Genomic DNA, 20,152 nt, shown 5'->3' with positions numbered 1-20,152 from the left:
CCGCCAAAGCAGACCCGGGCGCATAACTGATACTGCCCGATTCGTCTCCCCGCGATTCCGCGGCACTGCGAGCGGAGCCCGCCAGAAGCAATCTAGGCGCGGCGCCGCGCTAGCAACGCGTCTAGCACCGACCCGCCGGCCAAGCCATCGGGTTGTCCGCCGGCATGCGGCCGAGCCGCGGTGCTAAATGTAGTACCCTCACCCGTCCGCCCCGCAGCCACTTGCCCCGCAGCCTTCTGCCCAGGCTGCTCGACGTCGCGTTCACCCGCCGTCGCCTGTACGGACGTGGCCGACGACGTGGCCGACGACGTGGCCGACGCTCTCGCCGAATCGTAGTTCTCTGCTACACGCTGCGGGCGATAGGGAACCGACGCCTTTTGCTCGGCGGGAGCCCGATACGGCGCCACCACACGCCGTTCAATCTGGCGCGGTTTGAGGGTGTAACTGGGAGCATCCACGGCATCCGTTGCCTGTACAGCCACCGCAGCACTCCGCTCAGCCCGATCAGCCGTTGCAGCACCCGGCGCCTGCGCTGCGCCCCCCACAAAGGACTCATCAAGTGTCAAAGAAATGCCATGGGGCGCGCGCGCCGAGGGACCATCCCCGCCGCGCTGCGGCATATGACTCCCGCGCTCCACGCGGTCTCCTCGCTCACGCCGCGGGGCATCCACCCGGAAGTCGCCTTCCGCTCGACCATCCGCAGCACCTGTCGACGCCTTGCTCGTCAGTTGCTCGCGCCGCCCAGCCTGTGCTTCTCGCTCACCGGGATACGTCGCACCCTGCGCCTTCCGAGCAGAGCTTACTGCCGATTGCGCGCCCCGCCTGGACACTCCGGCCTGCTCAGCCGCATGCACAGGCGCCTGCCCATACGGCCTGGCAGCCTTGCCATCACGGCGCGGCATTCCCGCACTCCGCGCTATGACGCCAGACCCCTTCCGGGAATCAGAAGAGCCGGAATCGGCGGGAGTGCTGCGGCTCGTCCGCGACCGGGGGGCGCTCGGGCGGCGTGCCGTGCCGGAGGCCTCCCGCCGCATGCTGCCGGTGCCGAGCTTCGCGTTGATTTCCGTGATCGTCTCACGGTCAGCCTGCGAGGCCTTATTCATCTCAGACATGATGTACCCGAGGCCTACGAAGTACACGCCGGTAACCGCCGTCGCCGCCAGGGCAACCCCTACCGGAAAAGCGGTGGCTGCGGCGAGAATCCAGAAAACAACCGCGAGAACGCCCAATGCGCCGCCACCGAGTAGTCCACGCTGTTGCTTGGCGACCCGCTGCGAAATGCGCGCACGGCGGCGTGCGCGTGCTTTCGCCAGTGCACGCACATCAGTTGCCGCACTGACCGCGTTGCTGGCGTCCAGAGCTCCCCGCGTGAGGCTACCTTTCCGAGTACTCTTCCCGGCAGGAACCACTCCCTGGGATCCTCGTTCCGTGCTCATAACGACCTCCGGCTGGCGAAAGAAAACCGTGCCATGCGCACCACGTCCATCTGCCGCATGCTCAGCTACCTGCCCTGCCGGAAGGCGTAGCATCCGCAGATCTTCCGCGTACCGCTCGTCAATTCGCGCTTCCGCTAGGACCATGGTGCGACGGTAATAATAGGGAATCACGTACACGAGGAGCAGCGCCGTTACAAACGCCACCACGTATCCCTCGATGCCCATGTTCCAACGCTATCGGCGATCTGCCCCGATGGCCGATAGCATCGGGCGCGTGTTGCCGTTTTCCCGTGGCGAATCACCCACATGCCGCACTTCGCAGTCCTACGTCACACGTCTTGCCCTCGCTCCGCGAACCTGCGCTTACTTCGTTCGCCTGCGGCTGCCTCTCCCGGGTATCCGCTCCATCAACCGCCATCGAAAAACCACGGTTGAATAGGCTCTGGTACCGCGTCGGCGTATACCATTGCCGTCTCGCGTTTACACCCGCCGTTCCGGCCCGGGCCTGCTACGCAGTGCATGGCGATAGTACCTATCCGCAGAGTGTCGCGCACTCAATGCCAGCTACAACTGGACGGCCACTTGGAGTGGCCGTCACCCGTTGAGAATCATGCACTCCAGAGTGTCACCAATCGCCACCGTGGTCTGATCTGCCGGTACCACCGCTAGACCGTTCGCGCTCGCCAGCCCATTAAGCAGCGGATGCCTCGATTCTCCTGTTGGGGAGAATTCGTAGCCGTCTGCCGGTCCACCCGTCACCTTGACCGGCACATAGTCCTGCAATCCCGCGTCGGATACAAGTCCCCGCGCGGCCCGCGCGCCTATCATGCGCGTATTCAAATGCGTGTATCCCGCCATCTTCCGCAGCGCCGGACGCACAAACACCTCGAATGCCACCAACGCCACAACCGGGTCACCCGGCAGGCAGAAGATCAGCGTGCCATCACCGACCGTCCCGACTCCCATTTGACGTCCCGGACTCATGGCCACATTGTCGAAACGTACCGAGCCGAGGGGCGACAAGACCTCCTTGACCGTATCTCCCCCACCGTATGACAAGCCGCCGGTGGTAATGATCACGTCCGCGCGCACCAGCTGATCCTCCAGCGCGTCGCGCAACGTCCGCTTCTCGTCTGACACCGCAGATACCCGGTAGACCACGGCACCGGCTGCTCGTACCGCCGTCGCCAAAGCATGGGAGTCGGCGTCGTACACCTTGCCGGGCGATAACGGGCGCCCCGGTTCGACGAGTTCGTCGCCCACACTCATAACGACGACGCGCGGCGCCGGCCGTACCGTGACCCGCGAGCGCCCCGCAGCCGCTAGCAAGGCGATATGGCGGGCGGATATGCGCGTCCCCCGTTCCAGGATCACCTCGCCCGCGGCGAGATCCTCGGCCTGTTGGCGGACGTTGTCGCCACTGCGAACAGACACGCTGATCAACACCTCCGCAGTTCCCTGATCAGTTTTCTCCAGGGGGACGACGGCGTTCGCACCACCGGGCATTCGTGCACCCGACGCAATGCGCACTGCCGTACCCTCCACATGGCGGACCGTTTCCATGGAATCCGCATAGATGTCGGCCACCACGTGCATACGGACGGGATCGTCAGCGGCTCCCAGCGTGTCGGAGGCCGCCACAGCGTACCCGTCTCGTGCTGCCAGGTCCGCCACCGGCACATCCACCGTTGATCGCACGTCCTCGGCAAGAATGCAAGAAAAAGCGTCCGACAGTTCAACGTCAAAGGGCGGGAGCGGCTTCGCGGCCTCCAAGCACTCGTCGAGGTGTCTGGCAACGCTTTTCATGGTGTCCTCCCGCGGCTTCTGATGTCGTCCCGACTCTCCGACACCCAGATTACCTGTGAATCGCCGCCAGCTGGGGATAACTCCCCGGTTGCTCCCACTGGAATGGGTGCATGGCGATGGCGGGCGCACGCCTGGCGTGCAAGAATGGGGCTATGCGTATGGACAGGGTGACACTCCCTGATGTCTCAGGCATGGATGTGGAAGACGCCAAGCAGGTGTTGCGGGCAACGGCGCGCGAGCACCGCTCTCGGCGGCCCGCCAACATTCGTGGCGAACTCGGCAACCAGTGGGTGGCCACCGCGATGGATTTTATCGACGACGCTCAAATCATCGCCGTGTATGCCTCCGTGAATAACGAACCTCCCACGCTAGAACTCTGTGAAGCCTTAATCGTGGCAGGGCGGCGGGTACTGCTGCCGAAGCTTGGGCCCGGTTTGGCACGCGAATGGGGATGGTACCGCGGCGCCGACGATTTGGCGGTGTTGGCTCCCGGTCGGCCTCCCGAACCCAGTGGCGACGCCATCGGGTCGGAAATCCTCGCGGAGGTCGATGTTATGCTCGTTCCCGCCATGCTGGTGGATCATCACGGAAACCGTATTGGGCAGGGCGGCGGCTGGTACGACCGCGTCCTGAAACAAATCCGACCCGAAACCCGCGTTGGCGCAATGGTGTATCCGGAAGAATACGTGGATATTGACCTACCGCAATGCGATACCGATCAGCAGGTCAGCTACGTGCTCCTTCCTGATCGGTGGGGCGCCTGCGGTGCGACGGAGCCTGTAGCCGTCCTCTAAAGGATGGGTCTCATCGGCAATCGCATGCGCCAGCCGACCGGGCGCGTATTATGGCGCCGACTGACCCTGGGTATCCCGTGCGCCAGCCGACCGGGCGAATTCGGAGTATTCTTGACACTCGGAGTTACTGCCAGGGAAAGGACCTAAGCGTGCCAACGTATTCGTATCACTGCACCGCGTGTGGGAATGAGTTCGATATTCATCAGTCGTTCTCTGATGACCCATTGACGGTGTGCGAGGCGTGCGGCGGTCACCTGCGCAAGCTATTCAACTCTGTCGGCATCGTTTTCAAGGGCTCCGGTTTCTATCACAACGACGCACGTTCCAGCTCCGGTGCGCTCCGCTCGGCTGACTCTTCACATGCTGATTCTTCCTCCGCGCCTGGGGACTCTAAAGCATCGAGTAGTGACTCCTCCAGCGTCGACTCGTCGTCGAAGAGCGAGACGAAGGCGTCCACCAGCGCTCCCGGCCGCGCCACAAGTAACGCATCGTAGCCGATCCACCCGCCGCGGCCATTACTTTCCGCCGCAGTCTTTTACCTTCACGAGACGCCTCGCGCCGCACCCGCCTTGAAATCACGAGACGCCTGGTGTCAGTTTCTTTCACGCCACGCGGTTTTGATTTCTTTCAAGCCACACGTGGCACCACCCCCGCCTTGAAGTCCCAAGGCGCCTGGCGCCGATATCTTTCACGAAACCCCTGGCGCCGCACTTTGAAATGCTGACTGCAGCATTGCTGCTCGGTGTGAATCGCTCGGTGTCCCCACAGACGGTGAGATGCGGCACCTATCCACAGTGTGCGAATGACGCGGGCACGCGCTCGCTCCTTCCTCCTAACGTGAGTGCATGAGATTGACTCGTCTACGGGCTACGCTGTGGCGCTTACGTTACCTCCTCGCAGCGCTGACCGTGCTGGCCATGTTATCCGCCGTGGTTTCCGCCATTTCCGAGGTTAAAACGCCGATGGCACAGGTTGTGGTTTCTTCCCGCGAACTATCTGCCGGGTCGAAGCTTGGCGGCAGTGACCTCGCACTTGTGGAAGTGCCACGCGATCTAGTTCCGCACGGTGTTCTCACACAGACGGACGCCGCCACAGATCGCATTCTGACCACCTCTCTACCCGCCGGAATGCCACTGTCATCTACGATGCTGCTGTCCAGCGACTTTCTCGCTTCTGCTCCACCCGGGCGTGTAATCGTATCCGTCACCATAACCGCCGACGGGACGGAAGAACTGGCGCAACCGGGAGCGTCGGTTGCGCTCTACGCACCACCCGATGATTATGCGGATACCGGCGAGGCCGTGCTTGTCACTGACAAAGCCACCGTGGTTGGCGTCGGACTCACAGAGTCGAGCGGCGGTTTTCTCAGTGAAGAGAGTAACACTCGCATTCTGTACGTGTCTGTGCCGCAGAATGCCGCTAGTCTAGTCCTCGGATATGGAGCGAGGACGACCATGCAGGTCGTCCTACTAGATCCTGCATGATGGGCCACGCCCCTGCCCGGCGATCGCCGCTGCGTTCGCCCGCTCAACCGTCAACTACAAAAGGACTGTAAGGGAGCTTCATGCTTAAGGGATTCAAAGACTTCATCACACGCGGAAATGTCGTAGACATGGCCGTGGGCATTATTATCGGAGGCGCATTCCAGCCGATTGTTCAGCACCTCGTCGATTACGTCATCATGCCGTTCGTTTCCGGCGTCTTCGGTAAACCGAACTTCAACGAAATCTGGACAATCACCTTCCGGAACGCCACCATTCAACCAGGCTTCGTAGTCACCGCACTCGTCAACTTCCTCCTCATCGCGGCAGCACTCTACTTCTTCATTGTTCTGCCTATGAACAAGTTCAACGAGCGCCTTGAAGCCCGCAAGAAGGCCGAAGATGACGCGGCGGCGGAGACACCCTCCGACGACGTCGCACTGCTGACCGAGATCCGCGACCTGCTCGCACGCAACGGCTCCGCGGGTGCCACTAGCTGAGCCGGGTGTCGGCCGCGCCGCCAGCCGGGCAACGCGCGTCGGCGCAGCGGTGCCACGGGCCCGCCGAGGCCAGGGCTGAGCCACGGCAGCGACGCTGGAACGTGACTGAACAGGGGTGCGGAATCCGCAGAGGTTCCGCACCCCTCGCATATGGGTGCTACTCGGCTCTTCGCCTGCGCTTGTAGTGCGTAACGCTATGCGGCTAAAGGGAAGCTCATGCTCGCAGCGGGATCGAGACTCTACTCGCCGTGGTATCTTCCCGCTCCCGGCCGCCAGCTTCCGTCCGGTACCGCGCCTCTAGGCACTCCCGCCGCACGTTACAGCTTTCCAAAATGCGGGGGAAGCTCAGCCAGTAGATCCTGCTCGTGCGCATCGCGGGCCTGGATCCCATCGCGTCGCTGCGCGCTCGCCGCTCCAGCATGCTCGGCCGCAGCCGCGCCGCGCGCATTATCCGCCACGGACTCCTGCGCCGCTGCCCGCAGCGCATCCTCCGGGTGCGCGAACTCGCCGGATTCCAACCGCTCTCGATCAACCCGTGAGAGGCGCATTGCCGCGCGATGCTGCCGCCCCATTCTTACTCCGCCTCTTACTCCGCCGAACGCGCGCCATCAGCAGCGCCATGGTCGCCGTCCGTAGCGCCGTCGTCGGCCGCGGAATCTGCTACGGCTTCCGTACCGCCAACCGCACTCCCGGCCGTGCTCGACAAAGCGGCTAGCCCACCCGCTGCCACAGCACTCGCGGAATCCCGATCATCACCGTGCGTGGCCGCCAAGCCCGAGCGCCGCACGACGTTACGCAACACCGCTTCGGTCTGGCTGCCACGCCGACGCACATCAAGCTCCTCGCGCAACGCCAGCACCAGGCCATCCTCGGTACGAGGAACCGCGTCACTCGCGATCCACGCAATCATCTCATCCAACTGATCATCAGAGTATGCGGCGAGTGGCAGTCCGGCCGTGATCTGCGGACGTGGACCGCGCGGTACAGCCTGAACCGCCTGCACGCCCCCGGCTCCGAGTTCGCCCCCCTCCGGCTCGTCCGCCTTCAGCCACTGGTCATCCAGCACGGGAACCGCAACGGTCACCGGGCCACGAGCAGCTTCCAACGCCTGCCCACGGATCTCCTCCAGCAAAGCAATCACACGTTCCGCCTGCCCCACCGGATCGATAAACAATGAAGTGGAGAAGGTCTGTACAACCGACCAGCCCCGCGCCTCCAGGCGCTCCGCCCAGTAACGATCACGGCGTCGCTGCGAAGGCTCCGCCATGTAAGCGTCGTCGTCAAGAAGAACCGCCACGCGCCACGTGCCCGGCAGGGAATGATGCCCGGCCACAAGAGGAATTCGTATTCCCTCCTCGTATCCGAAATTCGCCGCAGTAACCCAACCGGCCCGTTCGACACGCGCCGCCAGATCCGCCAACAACGGGTCAACGGCCTGGCCCGACTCCGCCGGGTCCAACGGGATATCCCGCCCGGCGGCACGATCAATGAGCTTAGCCAGCAAACGTGGCCCCGGCGAGGTAATCAGATCCGTTCCGATCTCCCCCGGACCCAGCGCGGAAATAATCGTCAACTGGTCACGCGCGGACTCCACCGCATTCACCAGACCGGTCACGCCATCCGGTGTCGCAAGGGAGCCGAAGGTGTGCAACACTCGACCATGAACCGTCTTACCGTAACCGACCGAGAGGATGATGGAATCGCGGCGCAGCCCGGCACACTGCGTTATATCCAATACCGCGAAGGGCTCCGGACCGTCAGGGCTGACCAGCGATGCCAAAGCGCTTGAGTTTGCCGCAGTCTTCTTAATCGCCTCACGTACCCGCACGGCGTGCTGCTGTGACACGCAAACCACGGCGAGCGAATGCTCGGGGTCCGTCAACACGTGATCGACCACGGCATCGACAACCGCGTCAACCTCAACCTGAGTGCCTTCCACGATACCGGTGGTCGGAGAGGGAACGCCGCGTCCATCAACAACCACGAGGCGAGAGCGTTCGCTCGCCGCCGCCGACGGCACCATCTCCAACACGTCGGCATACCCCTGCTCCCGCAGGGTCTGAGTGGCGAGTTCATCATGACGGGCGCGCAGCGTCGGGAGCTGACACACAGGAAGGACATCCGCGAAGGCCTTCACCGCTGTACCGTCATCTCCGCGTCGCAGATCGCCTGCCACCACGATCTGGCGGCCGCGCATGAGCATAGAGACTGCCGATGAGACCCGCACGCTGTCCGTGTCGTCCATAACAACAATATCGACCCAGGGCATCGGTGGAACGAACTCCGCCGCAACCATTGACGGAATAACCCATACCGGACGTGACACCTGTACAAGCCGCGGGTAGGCCGCAATGGCGTCACGCAGGCCGCCGGTAGAATAGCGCGCCAGCTGCGCATCGAGCTTCATGGTGTCATCGCGGCGCTTTGAGATGGTTTCACGCATGATCCTCACCGCGGCCCGGCTCACTGGCCCGGCGAGGGTAGCGGTGTGTGCCTTATCCAACTGCCGTAACGATGAGCTCAGCTCGGTCAGTTCCGCCGGACCCATGCGGGCCAACTCCGGCGACTTGCCGACCAACTGCTCGAAAATGGAACTCGTGTACACAAGCTCCAACTCCGCACTCACGGCGTCCGCGGTAGAAACACCGCGAGACGCCAAGTCATCAAGGAAGGCGCCTAGTCCGCCGTCGCGCAACTGGGCAAGGATCTCGTTGCGACGAGGCAGGACCGACATAGTCTCCGTGTCATCCTTCATACGCCGAACAGTTGCCAGCAGTTCCTCCAGCGGCAACTCACGAAGCTCCCGCCCTTCTGGCAGCACCGCTTGCAATGTCGCAATCTCGCGCCGCGCCTCGTCCGCTGAGGCCTTGATCTGCGCCATCCCGTCCGGGAGCTTCGGCCAGCCCTCTTCCGAGCAGTAACGCCGCCATACCTCACGCTGCTTTTGCACGGTGACCAGTTCCTTGTGCAAATCGGTTACCGTGGCACCCGGACGAATGAAATCACGGGCCTGTTTCGTCAAACGCCGCCGCTCGGATCCCTTCATTTCCTCGCCGTGGGTTTCCCGCCATTCTTTCGAGGCGGTGGCGATCACCATGTCCATCGCGGAGCGCTCGTAGATCTGTGGCACAAATACGTCGAGGGTGCTGGAGACTCCATCCAGCATGTCGAGCTGCTCTTGCCAATCCGCGAAGGTAACCGCTCGCTCCAGGCCTGTTTCACCCGCGGCCCGCTGTGACTGCGCCATGACGACGGGAAGGATCTCATCGGCCAATCGTGCCACCCGTTGCATGGCGGACTCGCCTTCCTCAATCGCAGCTATGGTTGCGCCGGCCCATGCGGATGCCGCATCCTGCGGCACGAACGCATCGAGCTCGGCGGCCTCCAACAACAATTCACGCCACTGCTCGTATCTCTCCGCCAGTTCCGCCAAGTCGTCGGACCCCAACCGGACTCGGCTCTTCGGCGCATCCATTCCCGTTGTCAGCGCCGCCAGCCGCTCCAGCAGTGAATGCACCGACTCATGCCAGTTCGGATCCTCTTCGTGCAGCGCGGCCACGTAGTTACCCAGTTGCCGCCGCACATCCGCCAGTCGGGCGCGCAGGTCCAACGTGGCGTCGTCGTCGAGTTCGGGGCTGCGCAGGCGTAAACCGGTACGCAAACGCATCGCCACCGCATCGAGATCCGCGAAGTCCAAATACAGATCCCCCAGACCGAGCCTTCTCAGCTCGTCGGTGAAGGCCCGCCCCGCCGAGGCGCGGCTCGGGATGTAAACCATTGAACGCCCCGACGCCGCCGCATCTGCCGCGATGGCGGCCAATGTTCCCACCCGCTGCGATCCGGGCGGCGTATCGACGACGACGGAGCGTCCCGATGCCACGGCCTCCACAACGGCCAACTCCGCAACATCACGGTCTCCGGCACCCCGCTCGACCTCGGGCGCACGATCTCGGCGCTCCGCCGGCGGTAGCGGCGCAACCGAGAGTCGGCGTGTCGGCTCATCTCCGGCCAGCGCCGCCATAATTCCCGATGTCTCGATATAAGGCTTCATAGCCTCCAGGTCGGAGAGCAACACCTGCCCGGGATGTACAAAACTGCCCAGCAACATCGAGACCTGATACTCAAAACCGGGCAAATAGATGCGCCCCAGTTCACGGACCCGCGCGAGGACCTCGTCCTCCCTATTCGGGTCGGCGGCCAAAGAACGCAGTTGCGACACGTCCTCCGCCGGAATGCCGTGAGCGCGCAGCGCACGCAGCAGTGTCGGATTGACCTCGCAACGCGCGGTCAGGGTGATATACGCATCGTTGGTCCCGGTAGGCTCCAGCCGCACGGTGCGCAGCAGCACCGGCTGATTCATTTCAATGACGCTGACCTGCGCGTTCCCTTCCGATGCCTCGTCGGCAGAGGTGGCAGCGTCATCGCCCTTCTGCCCGTCGTCGCGCTCCCCTCCTGCCTCGCTCTCTCGGCCCTCATCTGCCGCACTGCTTGGGTCGACGGCGGACTGCGCCGGGGAGCCGTCCTGGGCTGTTGCGGAATCCTCGCCGTCGACGCGCGCCAAGCCAATGGCTTCGTCGGCGTTCTGGCGGACGGACTCCGGGTCGAGGTGCAGCTCGCCCGTTACCTCATAGGCTGCACCCAAATCGGCTGCCGCGACGCTTCCTCCCGGAAGCTCGGTCCACGTCACATTGCCAATTGCCATGGTCACCGGCGCGTAACCGTATCGCTCGGACAGCTCTTCGATACGCCGCTGTAATGACGCCAGGCGAGACAGCGCTACCTGCTGTGCCTCCTCTTCCCGCACCAACGATGTCAGCAACGTCGGCATCCCGGAATACATTTGTGCGCCCCCGGTGGGGTGCGGTCGCGTCAAGTCGATAACAGCCGGGTCTGACTCGTTGATTGTCTGTGTAATGTCCCCGGCCAGCCCGGCGAGCTCGGTGTGCCACGCGTGATAGGCACTGCTAATCAGTTCTAGGCGCGAAGGTGCGGGCTCCGGGGAGGCGGCGGATGCGGACGAAGGCGAAACAGAAACCACGGCGGTTTCCTCAGCCGGGAGAACGCTCTCTTCGGCCGACGGTGCCGAGAGTGCCCCGCCCGACGGCGCTGATGGCGCGTCCGCCGCAGAAGCGGACGACGCTTCGGGGGGCAACCCCGCATCTGCCGGTTTTCTGTCTCGGTTACGCCTAAAGAATGGACTCACACACCAACGGTATCCGCCCGCCGGAGCAAATTCGGGATACCGCGCCGAGCGGCGAGTAACAGGAACCATTCGTTCTCGCACAGCCCAGGAGTTTCTGCGACGGACACGACGGAACCACCGAGGCGAAATACTGCCAGTCGCGCCGGTAGTGCCCCCGAAAGGATTCGAACCTTCGACCTACCGCTTAGGAGGCGGTCGCTCTTCCCCTGAGCTACGAGGGCGCGCAGGCCAGTTTACCCGTTGTTCTGCAGACTGTCCTATTTCACCTACGCGGCGGTGCGCCACGCCTGCTGGCCGGCAGACAGGCGACCACGACGAGCGGCCTCGTCTCACGCCAAAACGGGCTCGGCACAAGCAACGTCTAGCTAGGACGCTGCCAGGGCACTTCGGCACCCATGGCGTCCTCGTTCTGGCTGGTACGTTTCGGCACGATAATCGTCGGGCAGGCGGCGTGGTGGAGTACCGCCTGACTGGTTGATCCTAACAGTAACCCCGCGAAGCCGCCTCGACCGCGTGTTCCCACGATCAGAAGATCGACCGCAGTGGAAAACTCGGCCATAAGTGCCGCCGGATTCCCCTCAATCGCATGGCACCGCACATCCACATCAAGGCCCTGCATGGATTCTTCAACCATGTCGCGTAACCCGGAACGAACGTCGTCAAGTACCTCTTGATGATATTCGGAGCCCGGCAGCCAGGTCGCACCGGCAAAATTAACCGCACCAACGCAGGACAACCGCGCACCCCAGCGAGACGCTTCTCGGATGGCTAAACGCAGCGCCAGGCGAGAGGCCTCCGAGCCATCGACACCGCATACGATGTGCTTGACCGGTAGAACCGCCTTCACATTGGGGGTGGGAACTACGACGACGGCGCAGTACGCGCGGGCCGAAACCGCCGAGGCCACGGAGCCCAGCATACGGTCCGCAAAACCACCCGAACCGCCACGTGCGCCTACAACGACACGTGCCGCCTTCTTCGAGCGCTCCAAAAGCGCCTTCGTCGGGTCGGCCGCTTCCAGTGCCATGACGACGTCATCGTGAATAGCGGCGGCGAGGGCGCCCGCCTCATCCAGAACCTCTTTCGCTCGCTCAACCAGAAGACCGCCGCCTTCTGCACCGCTTCCTACGTGCTTGGAATACGTGCGTTCTTCGTAGCAGCACATAATCTCGAGCCGGGCGCCTCGCGACGCCGCTTCGTGTGCCGCCCATGTCAAGGCGTTCAAAGACGCCTCCGAGCCGTCGACGCCGCAGACAACAAGATTCTCGTGCTGGTAAACCATAGGTTGCCACCTCCATTGGTTGGTTCGGGCTAGTCCTATTCTTGCACGTCACGCCGGTCATGTGCAGGTGCTCCGCGCGGCAGTTTAGAGGGTTATCACGATTGGGCTGGCACCGCCCGAGCCCGGAAAACACCCCATGCCTCATCACCCCAAGGAAGACCGTCGCCCGAACCCAGGCAACCCTGTGGATAGCACGATGGGGGTCGTATAAACGACCCCCACCAGCACTGAGACGCATGGTCCCAGCTCAAAGCAGTGTGTATCAGTCGAAAACGCGGATGACGGTTGGCGTGCCGAGCCACGAGTTCGGGCCGACCTTTGTTCCCATGCTGGCATTCCACGCGCCAACATTCTGGCCGTTGCCCACGTAAATGGCCACGTGTCCGGGCCAGTAGAGGATGTCACCGGGCTGAGCCTGCGAATAAGGAACCTGACGTCCAACGGAGAGCACAGAAGTGGTGTAACCGCCAATCTGAACACCGTACTGGGCGTACACGTAACGCACGAAGCCAATGCAGTCCCAGCCGGCTGGTGTGGTACCGCCCCAGCGGTACGGGGATCCGATGTAGGACTGAGCCGTTGCGGAGATTGACGCGCCCGTGCCGCTACCACTTGCGGTAGCAACCACCGTCTCGCTGCTTGCCGCAGTAGCAGCCTGCGAGCCGGTGTCCGCGTATCCGGCGGTATCGTTCGCAGTCGCGACAACCTCTTCGGTGACGGCTTCTTCTTCCTCGACCGCCGGGGTGTTAACCGTCATGTCGAGCGCCATGGGGGACTGTGTGGCCTCTTCGGTTTGAATATCAACCTGGGAAATCTGCCACTCGTTATCCTCGGAAACGGTGACTTCCCGCGTGTTGTCCGCTACCGTGCCGCTCGCAATATTCTTACGCGCGAGGGCACCTGCTGTGTTGGCGCCGCTGCTGTCATCATCAGCTGCCGCAGACGGGATTGCGACGCCGAGCGCCGTTCCGAAAGCCATTGCCGCTGCGAGCCCGCGTCCTGCGGGGGAGTTAAGAGTGCTGAGGGCTGCCTCGCGAGTCTTCGCGTGCCGTCCGGCCATCTTGTATATCTCCTCATTCGTCCGTTCGCCGCAGTGTGCGTACTCACCCGGCGACTTGCCTATAGAAGACAATAACGGCTCAATAACCGAATGTCACGTTTTCATAACGAGAGGTGACCCACGCTGTTATCGGCCCGTCGCACCATGTGGGCGTGACACTTCCCCGTCTTCTACGGCAAATCACCTGCTCAGCACGCGACGTAGGCCGACCGAATGAAACATAGACACACCGAAAGTTGTGTTGATCACAAATGCTTCGCTGTGTCCCATGCCGCAGTCAAACAGCAAGGACCGAGTAGACGTACCGTGTAGGCGGGTACGAGTGCGTGCTGCTCGGGCTCGCAAACCCGCCGTACCTGCAGCACACCCGCGTGCAGCGGTGCGACGCTTCACCCGCGAGTTTTGGCAGCGGCGCAGCGGCGTGCGCGCACGCGCTCACGATGCTATGCTGCACCGCCATCCGCACACACCGGATAAACACACTTTTGATATACCACCGGCCGAGCATGCCGATCACGCACAAAAGAGGCGAGCCGACAAACAGCCGACTCGCCTCTCTGTAATGTCTTATGCCACGTTGACCCACCACGCGCCAGATGGCTTCAACTGGTCAAGCGCCGTATTGTTTCAGCCCACCACACGCAGGTAGATCGGACTTCCGTACACTGCATGTTCATACGTGCCAGTAGATGGGTTAGCCGCCGCAATATGCATGCCGTTGCCGGTGTAAATGCCGATGTGGCCCGGCCAGTACACAAGATCACCGGGCTGCGCTTGCGAAGCCGGTACCTGCGTGAATGATGCCGCGATAGCACTCGAGGTGCGCGGCATACTGATGCCGAAGTTTCCAAACACGTAGTTCACGAAACCGGAGCAGTCCCAGCCCGATGGCGTCGTGCCTCCGGTGACATAGGGCGCGCCTGAGAACTGTCGAGCGTAAGCGACGATTTGCGAACGCAGACCTGAATTCGATGAGCTCGCGGCAGGTGCTTCCTCGCCGACAACAGCGGCGGTCGCAGTATTGGTATCAGCCACTGCACTAGTGGCCGTCTCCTCGACCGTCACCTCTTCTTCAACAACGGGAGCAGTCACTTCCATGTCGAGGGCGAGGGAAGAATCGGAATCCTCCGCTTGCACCGCAACCTGAGCAATCTCCCAGGAAGCGTCGGCGTCCACCGTCACTTCCGTGGTGGCCTCCGGTGCCACGGATGCAAGGCGTGCCGCCTCGCGCGAACCTTCACGGTTCTCGGTAGCATCAGCTGAGGCTGTCGGAATGGCGACACCAAGCACCGTTCCCACTGCCACCGCAGCAGCAAGTCCGCGCCCCGCAGGAGAATTGAGGGTTTCCAACGCAGTCTCGCGAGTCATCGCGTGACGTCCTGCCATTGTCAAGGTCTCCTCGTCTAGTTGTGGTCACTTTTTCATGCTCACGACCTTCGGCTTAGGCCTCGGCCGTGAACGAGCCCACGCACGATGATAGCAACACGATAACGAGATGTCACATTTTTATAACGACGTCGAGACCTTCGCCACGTCAGGTCGTCACACTCGGCGAGTTCGCGTGAATATCGATGCGCAACACTCTGCCGACTCGCTCACGCTCGCCGCGTTTCCCCGCCTCATTCACGTAGTCTGTAACGCATGGGCATACTCTCCGATCCTGCCGCGTTACTTGCAGCCCTCGGGCCGTGGGTACTGCCTGGCGTTGCTTTCATTCTGTTTATCGAGTCGGGCTGTCTTTTCCCGTTCCTGCCCGGAGACTCATTGATTTTCACCGCCGCCATGCTGCACGTGCAGTTCGGTATCAGAATCGAAGTGTTGCTTATTGTCGGCATTCTGGCCGCATTCCTGGGTGTTCAGGTCGGATACTTCCTTGGATCACGTTTTGGGCGGCAGCTCTTCAAACCGGACGCTCGCATACTGAAGACCGAGTACCTCTACCGCGCGGAGGAGTTCTTCCAGCAGTATGGTGCGGCCTCGCTAATTCTGTCGCGCTTTGTACCGATCGTGCGAACCTTTGTACCCATCGCGGCAGGAGCTGCGCGCATGCGCTACGGTCGCTTCGTCTTCTTCAATGCAGTCGGAGGAGTGGGTTGGGTCGGCATTATGACAGTTGCCGGCCTGTTCCTTGGTCAGTTCTCCTTTGTCGCCAACAATATTGATGTCATCGTTGTCATCATCGTCCTTGTCTCGGTGCTCCCCATAATCATTGGCTATCTGCGGCAGCGTTCGGCCAAGAAGAAGACGACACCCGCAACGGCGGTCCGCGACGCACTGCAAGAGGAAGAAGGCGAGCTCCGAATGGAAACGGACACGCTTCTACCAGCGGAAGTTGCAGACCGAAACCCTCACCACCGCCCGCAACCAGACCAGGATGTAGAGCTGGCGCACGACGACGTCCAGAACAAGCCCGTCACAGACTAGACGCCCCGCGCACTACGCCGCCGAGCTTTTTCAAGCCTGCCACCATGTTGACGGCGGATCCGCCATTGAAGTGGGCCGCTACTGAAGTAGTCCGCCACGAAAGTGGGAAGGCGAGTCCGCTGCTGAAGTGGGATGGCTGGTCCTCCGCGGAAAGTAGAACGCGGAGAACCATCTTTCGAACGCTCTTTCCCGACGGCGGTCCCCACCCCGATGGCCATCCCCGCCGTGTGCCTACACCGCCACGGGATGTCGCGTACTAGCGACCACCCACGGTCTAGACCGCCTTGCTCGACCGTCTACCGCGCCACCTGCAATTGCAGGTGGCGCGCCATCCACGGCGACAATTCGACGCACCCTGCGGCACAGATGACCGGACGGGCCCCCTCAATGAAGATGGTCACATCCGCCCCGGGGACTATCCGCGCTTCGCGCAGTGAACGTAGCAGAGCCGTATCCGTTTGTAAGATCTCACCAATGCGGGCCAGAATCGCGATTCCACCATCCGGGTTCTGCGCAAGGAATTCACGCCCGTTGATGAGGCCATTCTCAGCAGCCGTCTGCCCCATAGGCCCTGCCGTACCGTATTCAGGGATCGGGTTGCCGTAGGGGTCATAGCGCGAATAGCCCAGGAGCTCAGCGATCTTCTGCTCGGTCTCATCGGAGATCACATGCTCCCAACGGCACGCCTCCTCATGGACGTCCTCCCACGGAATGCGAATCACATCCAGTAACAAACGCTCCGCGAGGCGATGCTTGCGCATCACCTGCGTGGCATACAACCGGCCTTCTTCCGAGAGAACAATCGCACGCCCATCCAGTGACATCAGCCCATCGCGTTCCATGCGCGCAACTGTTTCAGAGACCGTTGGCTTGGACTGCCCGAGTCGTTCCACCAAACGCGCACGCAGAGGCGGAACCCCTTCTTCTTCCAGTTCATAGACCGACTTGAGATACATCTCCGTCGTGTCGACCAAATGGCCCCTCATACTTACTCCTCATCGATTGCCCACATCGATTGTCCGCGCCACCATAACGCCTGTTATTCCGCTGTGCTTCCCGATTTTACTGGAGCGCGCCGGGCCGCCACGCCAGTTGGCAATTCTGCGACGTAATCCGCGCGTAATACCGTTTGGCCCGTCAGACGGAAGCATCGTCCCGGCGGGTGCAAAGCACGGCACAATACAACTATGCGCACTACCATCCCTGCCCATCTCCTTCCCACCGACGGCCGCTTCGGCTCGGGACCTTCAAAAGCACGCCCCGAACAGCTCGCACGTGTTGCGGATGCGGCTTCTCCCATGGGAACCTCGCATCGGCAAGCACCCGTGAAGAATCTGGTCGGTCAGATCCGTGCCCAGCTAACCGAGCTCTTCCATCTTCCGGAGGGGTACGAGGTTATGCTTGGCAACGGCGGCGCCAGCCTGGTGTGGGATGCCATCGCTTTCACCGCCGTTGAAAGCCGCGCGCAGGCCGCTGTTTTCGGCGAGTTCTCCGCTAAGGCCGCCCACGCGGTGGGGCGCGTTCCGTGGGCGGAGGTTGATATCCAATCTGCGGAACCCGGCCGTCTGGCACGCTGCGTGGACCGCGGCGAGGAGAACGACGCCGTCGACACATACTTCTATCCCCAGAATGAGACTTCTACCGGAGTGTTTTCTCCGGTAACACGTTATGGGCGTAGCAGGGGCTCCCATCAACACCCCGGAGCACTCACCCTCGTTGACGCCACATCGAGTGCGGGCGGCGTCACCGTAGACATATCGCAAACCGACCTCTACTACTTCTCACCGCAAAAGTGTTTCGGCGCCGACGGCGGCCTATGGATCGCCGTGGCCTCCCCCGCTGCCATTGAGCGCATCGAACGGCTCGGTTCTACCCGCTGGGTGCCGGATATTCTCAATCTCGAGCTCGCGCTGCGGAACTCGCGCAAAGATCAAACGCTGAATACCCCGAGTATCGCGAACCTGTTGCTCATCGCCGAACAGACCGAATGGATGCTCAGCAGCGGCGGGCTCGATGCCATGGCGGAGCGCACTGCCGCATCGTCTGCGTTGATTTACGAGTGGGCCGAGAACCGCCCCGAAGCAACACCCTTCGTCGCCAATGCCGCCGACCGCTCGCCCGTCGTCGCGACGATTGATTTCGACGAATCGGTTGATACACGTACGATCAGCGCTTTTCTACGTGAGAACGGCATCGTGGACATCGACCCGTACCGCTCCCTGGGCCGTAACCAGTTCCGTTTCGGCACCTTCCCGAATGTGGAGCCCGACGAGGTCGCCGCACTGTTGACCTGTATCGACTGGGCAATAGAGCATATGTGACGGCGAAGACGTCAATGCCGAATTATCCTCCCGGTAGACCTTCTTCTCACGCCATTTGGCTCCTTGTAGGCTCCGCCTCGCGCCGGTGGCTCCCATCCGCGCGAGATACGGGAGAACGGGTGTCCTTGGTGTCGCGTCGGCGTCGCCAAACCCCTATCCACACACGAAACGGTCGCGAATCGTGGTCTGATGCCGCCCTTGCGCGGTTTGACTCGCGATTCCGCCGATACGGCGTACTCGCTCAACCTGATGCCACCCTTGCGCGGTATGCCTTCACCCCCGCGCCAGGAAGCCTTCTATTTTGCGTCATCGCCCGGGGTTGGACCCGCACCCAACCCGTCGCCCTCGCTATGTTCCTGCTGCTGGCGCTCCAACGGCCCGATGATCTCGACATGCGGGTGCGAGTGCCAGTGGTAATGCACCGCCACGTCCCAGTTACGCCTCCCCCAGACATAAGCAGCGATGCCGACGATCAACGCACCGATCGCTCCGATTCCCACGCCCCAGCGCGGACTGATCACCTCGCAGATCCATCCGACGATCAACGCTCCAACCGGCGCACTGCCCTGCATAACCGCCTGGTACAAGGACATCACCCGCCCGCGCATCTCCGGTTCAGTGGACATCTGCACCGAGGTGTTGGCACTGGTGAGCAGGGTGAGGATGACAAGTCCCACCGGAATAAGCGAGATGGCATAGGTGGGATACGTGGGCATCACCGCGTTGACGCCGGCTGCCAGCGCGAAGGCGAAGGCCATCGCCACTACCAGTCTCACCCGCGGTTGGCTACGCCGCCGGGCGGCGAGCAGCGCTCCGGTCAACGAACCGATCGCCAGAACGGAGCCGAGAAGCCCGTATTCCCCCGCCTGCTTATCAAACACCACGCGGGCCATGGAGGCAGTGGTCAGTTGGAAGTTCATACCGAGGCAGGCGATAACACCTGTCACCACAAAGATGACCTTGAGATCCGAACGTGACCGCACATAACGCAGTCCAGCCCGAACACGACCCTTTTCGCGCGGTTTGCGCGGGGATGTAGCCGTGAAGAACTCCGCCGGACGCATCACCAGCAGCGCCGCAATCGTTGCGATAAAGGAGAAGCCGTTGATGAGGAATACCCACCCCGGACCAACAACGGCCACCAGCACGCCTGCCAACGCCGGGCCGATCAGGCGCGCCACATTGAAGCTGGTGGAGTTCAAACCGATGGCGTTGGGAAGATCGCGCGGCGCTACAAGTTCGGAGACGAACACCAGGCGAGCGGGGTTGTCGAAGGCGTTCGCCACACCAAGCAGAAGGGCGAAGCCGCAGACAATGGCAGTTGTGGCGATTCCGGCTAGTACTAAACCGCCGAGGGCGAAGGCGAGCAGAGCTTGGAAGGTCTGCGTCAGGAGTATGATCTTCCGCTTGTCGAAGTGATCGGCGAGCGAACCCGCGAAGGGCATGATGAAGAGTATGGGGGCGAACTGCAGTGCGGTGACCACGCCAATGGCGAAGGAATTATCATCCGTGAGGATGGCAAGAACCAACCAATCCTGGGCGACCCGCTGCATCCAGGTCCCGGTATTCGCCACCAGAGCCGAGAAGAACCAGATCCGGTAGTTGAAATAACGCAAGCTGGAGAATGTTCGCCCCATCAATCCCTCCGCCAAGAGAACTCCGCCGTTTTCGGGCGGTTTTTCAGTCTACTCCCCTTGGCTTTGTTTACGCCCCCTCGGCCGAGAGGTCACAGGAGGAACGTGGCAGAGTAGACAAGCATCCATGAGTGATACACCGCGGATCGCACACCATCTTGGCCGCTGACACCGCCGGTACGGGCGAGTCATTTCACAAGCACCGGTGACT

General features: G+C 62.2%; 15 protein-coding genes, 1 tRNA gene and 1 pseudogene. 6 read left to right on the top strand and 11 right to left on the bottom strand.

The genetic code is table 11. The annotated features are described in order from the left end of the window. Positions 1–92: 92 nt before the first annotated feature. Positions 93–1,661, bottom strand: coding sequence for a DUF6667 domain-containing protein (locus EKN07_RS07010; protein ID WP_126145999.1), 1,569 nt, complete (start codon positions 1,659–1,661; stop codon positions 93–95). Positions 1,662–2,030: 369 nt separating this feature from the next. Then, positions 2,031–3,242, bottom strand: coding sequence for a gephyrin-like molybdotransferase Glp (glp, locus tag EKN07_RS07005; protein WP_126145998.1), 1,212 nt, complete (start codon positions 3,240–3,242; stop codon positions 2,031–2,033). Positions 3,243–3,394: 152 nt separating this feature from the next. Between glp and EKN07_RS07000 the strand changes: the two genes are divergently transcribed. After that, positions 3,395–4,036, top strand: coding sequence for a 5-formyltetrahydrofolate cyclo-ligase (locus tag EKN07_RS07000; RefSeq protein ID WP_108716595.1), 642 nt, complete (start codon positions 3,395–3,397; stop codon positions 4,034–4,036). A 50-nt stretch (positions 4,037–4,086) separates the two neighbouring features. Then, a pseudogene (locus EKN07_RS13030) lies at positions 4,087–4,326 on the top strand (FmdB family zinc ribbon protein); the annotation flags it as partial. A 17-nt stretch (positions 4,327–4,343) separates the two neighbouring features. On the opposite strand, the gene EKN07_RS13025 reads toward EKN07_RS13030, so the two are convergent. Next, positions 4,344–4,514 (bottom strand): hypothetical protein, encoded by a 171-nt coding sequence (locus EKN07_RS13025; RefSeq protein WP_240611506.1) that lies wholly within the window; start codon positions 4,512–4,514, stop codon positions 4,344–4,346. 367 nt (positions 4,515–4,881) lie between these two features. On the opposite strand from EKN07_RS13025, the gene EKN07_RS06990 reads away from it, so the two are divergent. Both EKN07_RS06990 and mscL read left to right on the top strand, forming a co-directional pair. Then, positions 4,882–5,520: an SAF domain-containing protein gene (locus tag EKN07_RS06990; RefSeq protein WP_108714914.1), complete on the top strand. Its 639-nt coding sequence runs from the start codon at positions 4,882–4,884 to the stop codon at positions 5,518–5,520. 80 nt (positions 5,521–5,600) lie between these two features. Further along, positions 5,601–6,017, top strand: coding sequence for a large conductance mechanosensitive channel protein MscL (mscL, locus tag EKN07_RS06985; RefSeq protein WP_108714913.1), 417 nt, complete (start codon positions 5,601–5,603; stop codon positions 6,015–6,017). Between the two features lie 317 nt (positions 6,018–6,334). Here the strand turns inward: mscL and EKN07_RS06980 are convergent, their stop codons facing one another. From EKN07_RS06980 to EKN07_RS06955, 6 genes are all read right to left on the bottom strand, one after another. Then, on the bottom strand, positions 6,335–6,589 hold the full coding sequence (locus EKN07_RS06980) for a hypothetical protein (RefSeq protein ID WP_108714912.1): 255 nt from the start codon (positions 6,587–6,589) through the stop codon (positions 6,335–6,337). Positions 6,590–6,603: 14 nt separating this feature from the next. After that, on the bottom strand, positions 6,604–11,220 hold the full coding sequence (locus tag EKN07_RS06975; RefSeq protein WP_126145997.1) for a hypothetical protein: 4,617 nt from the start codon (positions 11,218–11,220) through the stop codon (positions 6,604–6,606). Between the two features lie 149 nt (positions 11,221–11,369). Further along, positions 11,370–11,441: transfer RNA gene (locus tag EKN07_RS06970), tRNA-Arg, on the bottom strand. 140 nt (positions 11,442–11,581) lie between these two features. After that, entirely contained in the window at positions 11,582–12,502 is a 921-nt protein-coding gene (locus EKN07_RS06965; protein ID WP_108714909.1) for a universal stress protein, read from the bottom strand. 262 nt (positions 12,503–12,764) lie between these two features. Further along, positions 12,765–13,562 (bottom strand): C40 family peptidase, encoded by a 798-nt coding sequence (locus EKN07_RS06960; protein WP_108714908.1) that lies wholly within the window; start codon positions 13,560–13,562, stop codon positions 12,765–12,767. Between the two features lie 627 nt (positions 13,563–14,189). Continuing rightward, positions 14,190–14,948, bottom strand: coding sequence for a C40 family peptidase (locus EKN07_RS06955; RefSeq protein WP_108714907.1), 759 nt, complete (start codon positions 14,946–14,948; stop codon positions 14,190–14,192). A 255-nt stretch (positions 14,949–15,203) separates the two neighbouring features. Here EKN07_RS06955 and EKN07_RS06950 point away from each other — a divergent pair, with 255 nt between their 5' ends. Beyond that, positions 15,204–15,986, top strand: a complete 783-nt coding sequence (locus tag EKN07_RS06950) for a DedA family protein (protein WP_126145996.1) — start codon at positions 15,204–15,206, stop codon at positions 15,984–15,986. 296 nt (positions 15,987–16,282) lie between these two features. Here the strand turns inward: EKN07_RS06950 and EKN07_RS06945 are convergent, their stop codons facing one another. Next, positions 16,283–16,972 (bottom strand): metal-dependent transcriptional regulator, encoded by a 690-nt coding sequence (locus EKN07_RS06945; RefSeq protein ID WP_108714905.1) that lies wholly within the window; start codon positions 16,970–16,972, stop codon positions 16,283–16,285. A gap of 201 nt (positions 16,973–17,173) precedes the next feature. Between EKN07_RS06945 and serC the strand changes: the two genes are divergently transcribed. Continuing rightward, positions 17,174–18,307, top strand: coding sequence for a phosphoserine transaminase (gene serC / locus EKN07_RS06940; protein WP_126145995.1), 1,134 nt, complete (start codon positions 17,174–17,176; stop codon positions 18,305–18,307). A gap of 296 nt (positions 18,308–18,603) precedes the next feature. On the opposite strand, the gene EKN07_RS06935 is transcribed toward serC, so the two are convergent. Then, positions 18,604–19,944, bottom strand: a complete 1,341-nt coding sequence (locus EKN07_RS06935; protein ID WP_126145994.1) for an MFS transporter — start codon at positions 19,942–19,944, stop codon at positions 18,604–18,606. Positions 19,945–20,152 lie beyond the last annotated feature (208 nt).

It is taken from the genome of Actinobaculum sp. 352, from assembly GCF_003957265.1.
Lineage (GTDB): Bacteria > Actinomycetota > Actinomycetes > Actinomycetales > Actinomycetaceae > Asp313.
This window is presented reverse-complemented; position numbering and strand designations above follow the sequence as displayed.

Bases quoted from the DNA above. Each gene is read 5' to 3' on its own strand.
- EKN07_RS07010 (WP_126145999.1), bottom strand. From the start codon at position 1,661: ATGGGCATCGAGGGATACGTGGTGGCGTTTGTAACGGCGCTGCTCCTC.
- EKN07_RS06990 (WP_108714914.1), top strand. From the start codon at position 4,882: ATGAGATTGACTCGTCTACGGGCTACGCTGTGGCGCTTACGTTACCTC.
- serC (WP_126145995.1), top strand. From the start codon at position 17,174: ATGCGCACTACCATCCCTGCCCATCTCCTTCCCACCGACGGCCGCTTC.
- EKN07_RS06950 (WP_126145996.1), top strand. From the start codon at position 15,204: ATGGGCATACTCTCCGATCCTGCCGCGTTACTTGCAGCCCTCGGGCCG.
- EKN07_RS06980 (WP_108714912.1), bottom strand. From the start codon at position 6,589: ATGGGGCGGCAGCATCGCGCGGCAATGCGCCTCTCACGGGTTGATCGA.
- EKN07_RS06935 (WP_126145994.1), bottom strand. From the start codon at position 19,944: ATGGGGCGAACATTCTCCAGCTTGCGTTATTTCAACTACCGGATCTGG.
- EKN07_RS06965 (WP_108714909.1), bottom strand. From the start codon at position 12,502: ATGGTTTACCAGCACGAGAATCTTGTTGTCTGCGGCGTCGACGGCTCG.
- EKN07_RS07000 (WP_108716595.1), top strand. From the start codon at position 3,395: ATGCGTATGGACAGGGTGACACTCCCTGATGTCTCAGGCATGGATGTG.
- EKN07_RS06955 (WP_108714907.1), bottom strand. From the start codon at position 14,948: ATGGCAGGACGTCACGCGATGACTCGCGAGACTGCGTTGGAAACCCTC.
- EKN07_RS06945 (WP_108714905.1), bottom strand. From the start codon at position 16,972: ATGAGGGGCCATTTGGTCGACACGACGGAGATGTATCTCAAGTCGGTC.
- glp (WP_126145998.1), bottom strand. From the start codon at position 3,242: ATGAAAAGCGTTGCCAGACACCTCGACGAGTGCTTGGAGGCCGCGAAG.
- mscL (WP_108714913.1), top strand. From the start codon at position 5,601: ATGCTTAAGGGATTCAAAGACTTCATCACACGCGGAAATGTCGTAGAC.
- EKN07_RS06960 (WP_108714908.1), bottom strand. From the start codon at position 13,562: ATGGCCGGACGGCACGCGAAGACTCGCGAGGCAGCCCTCAGCACTCTT.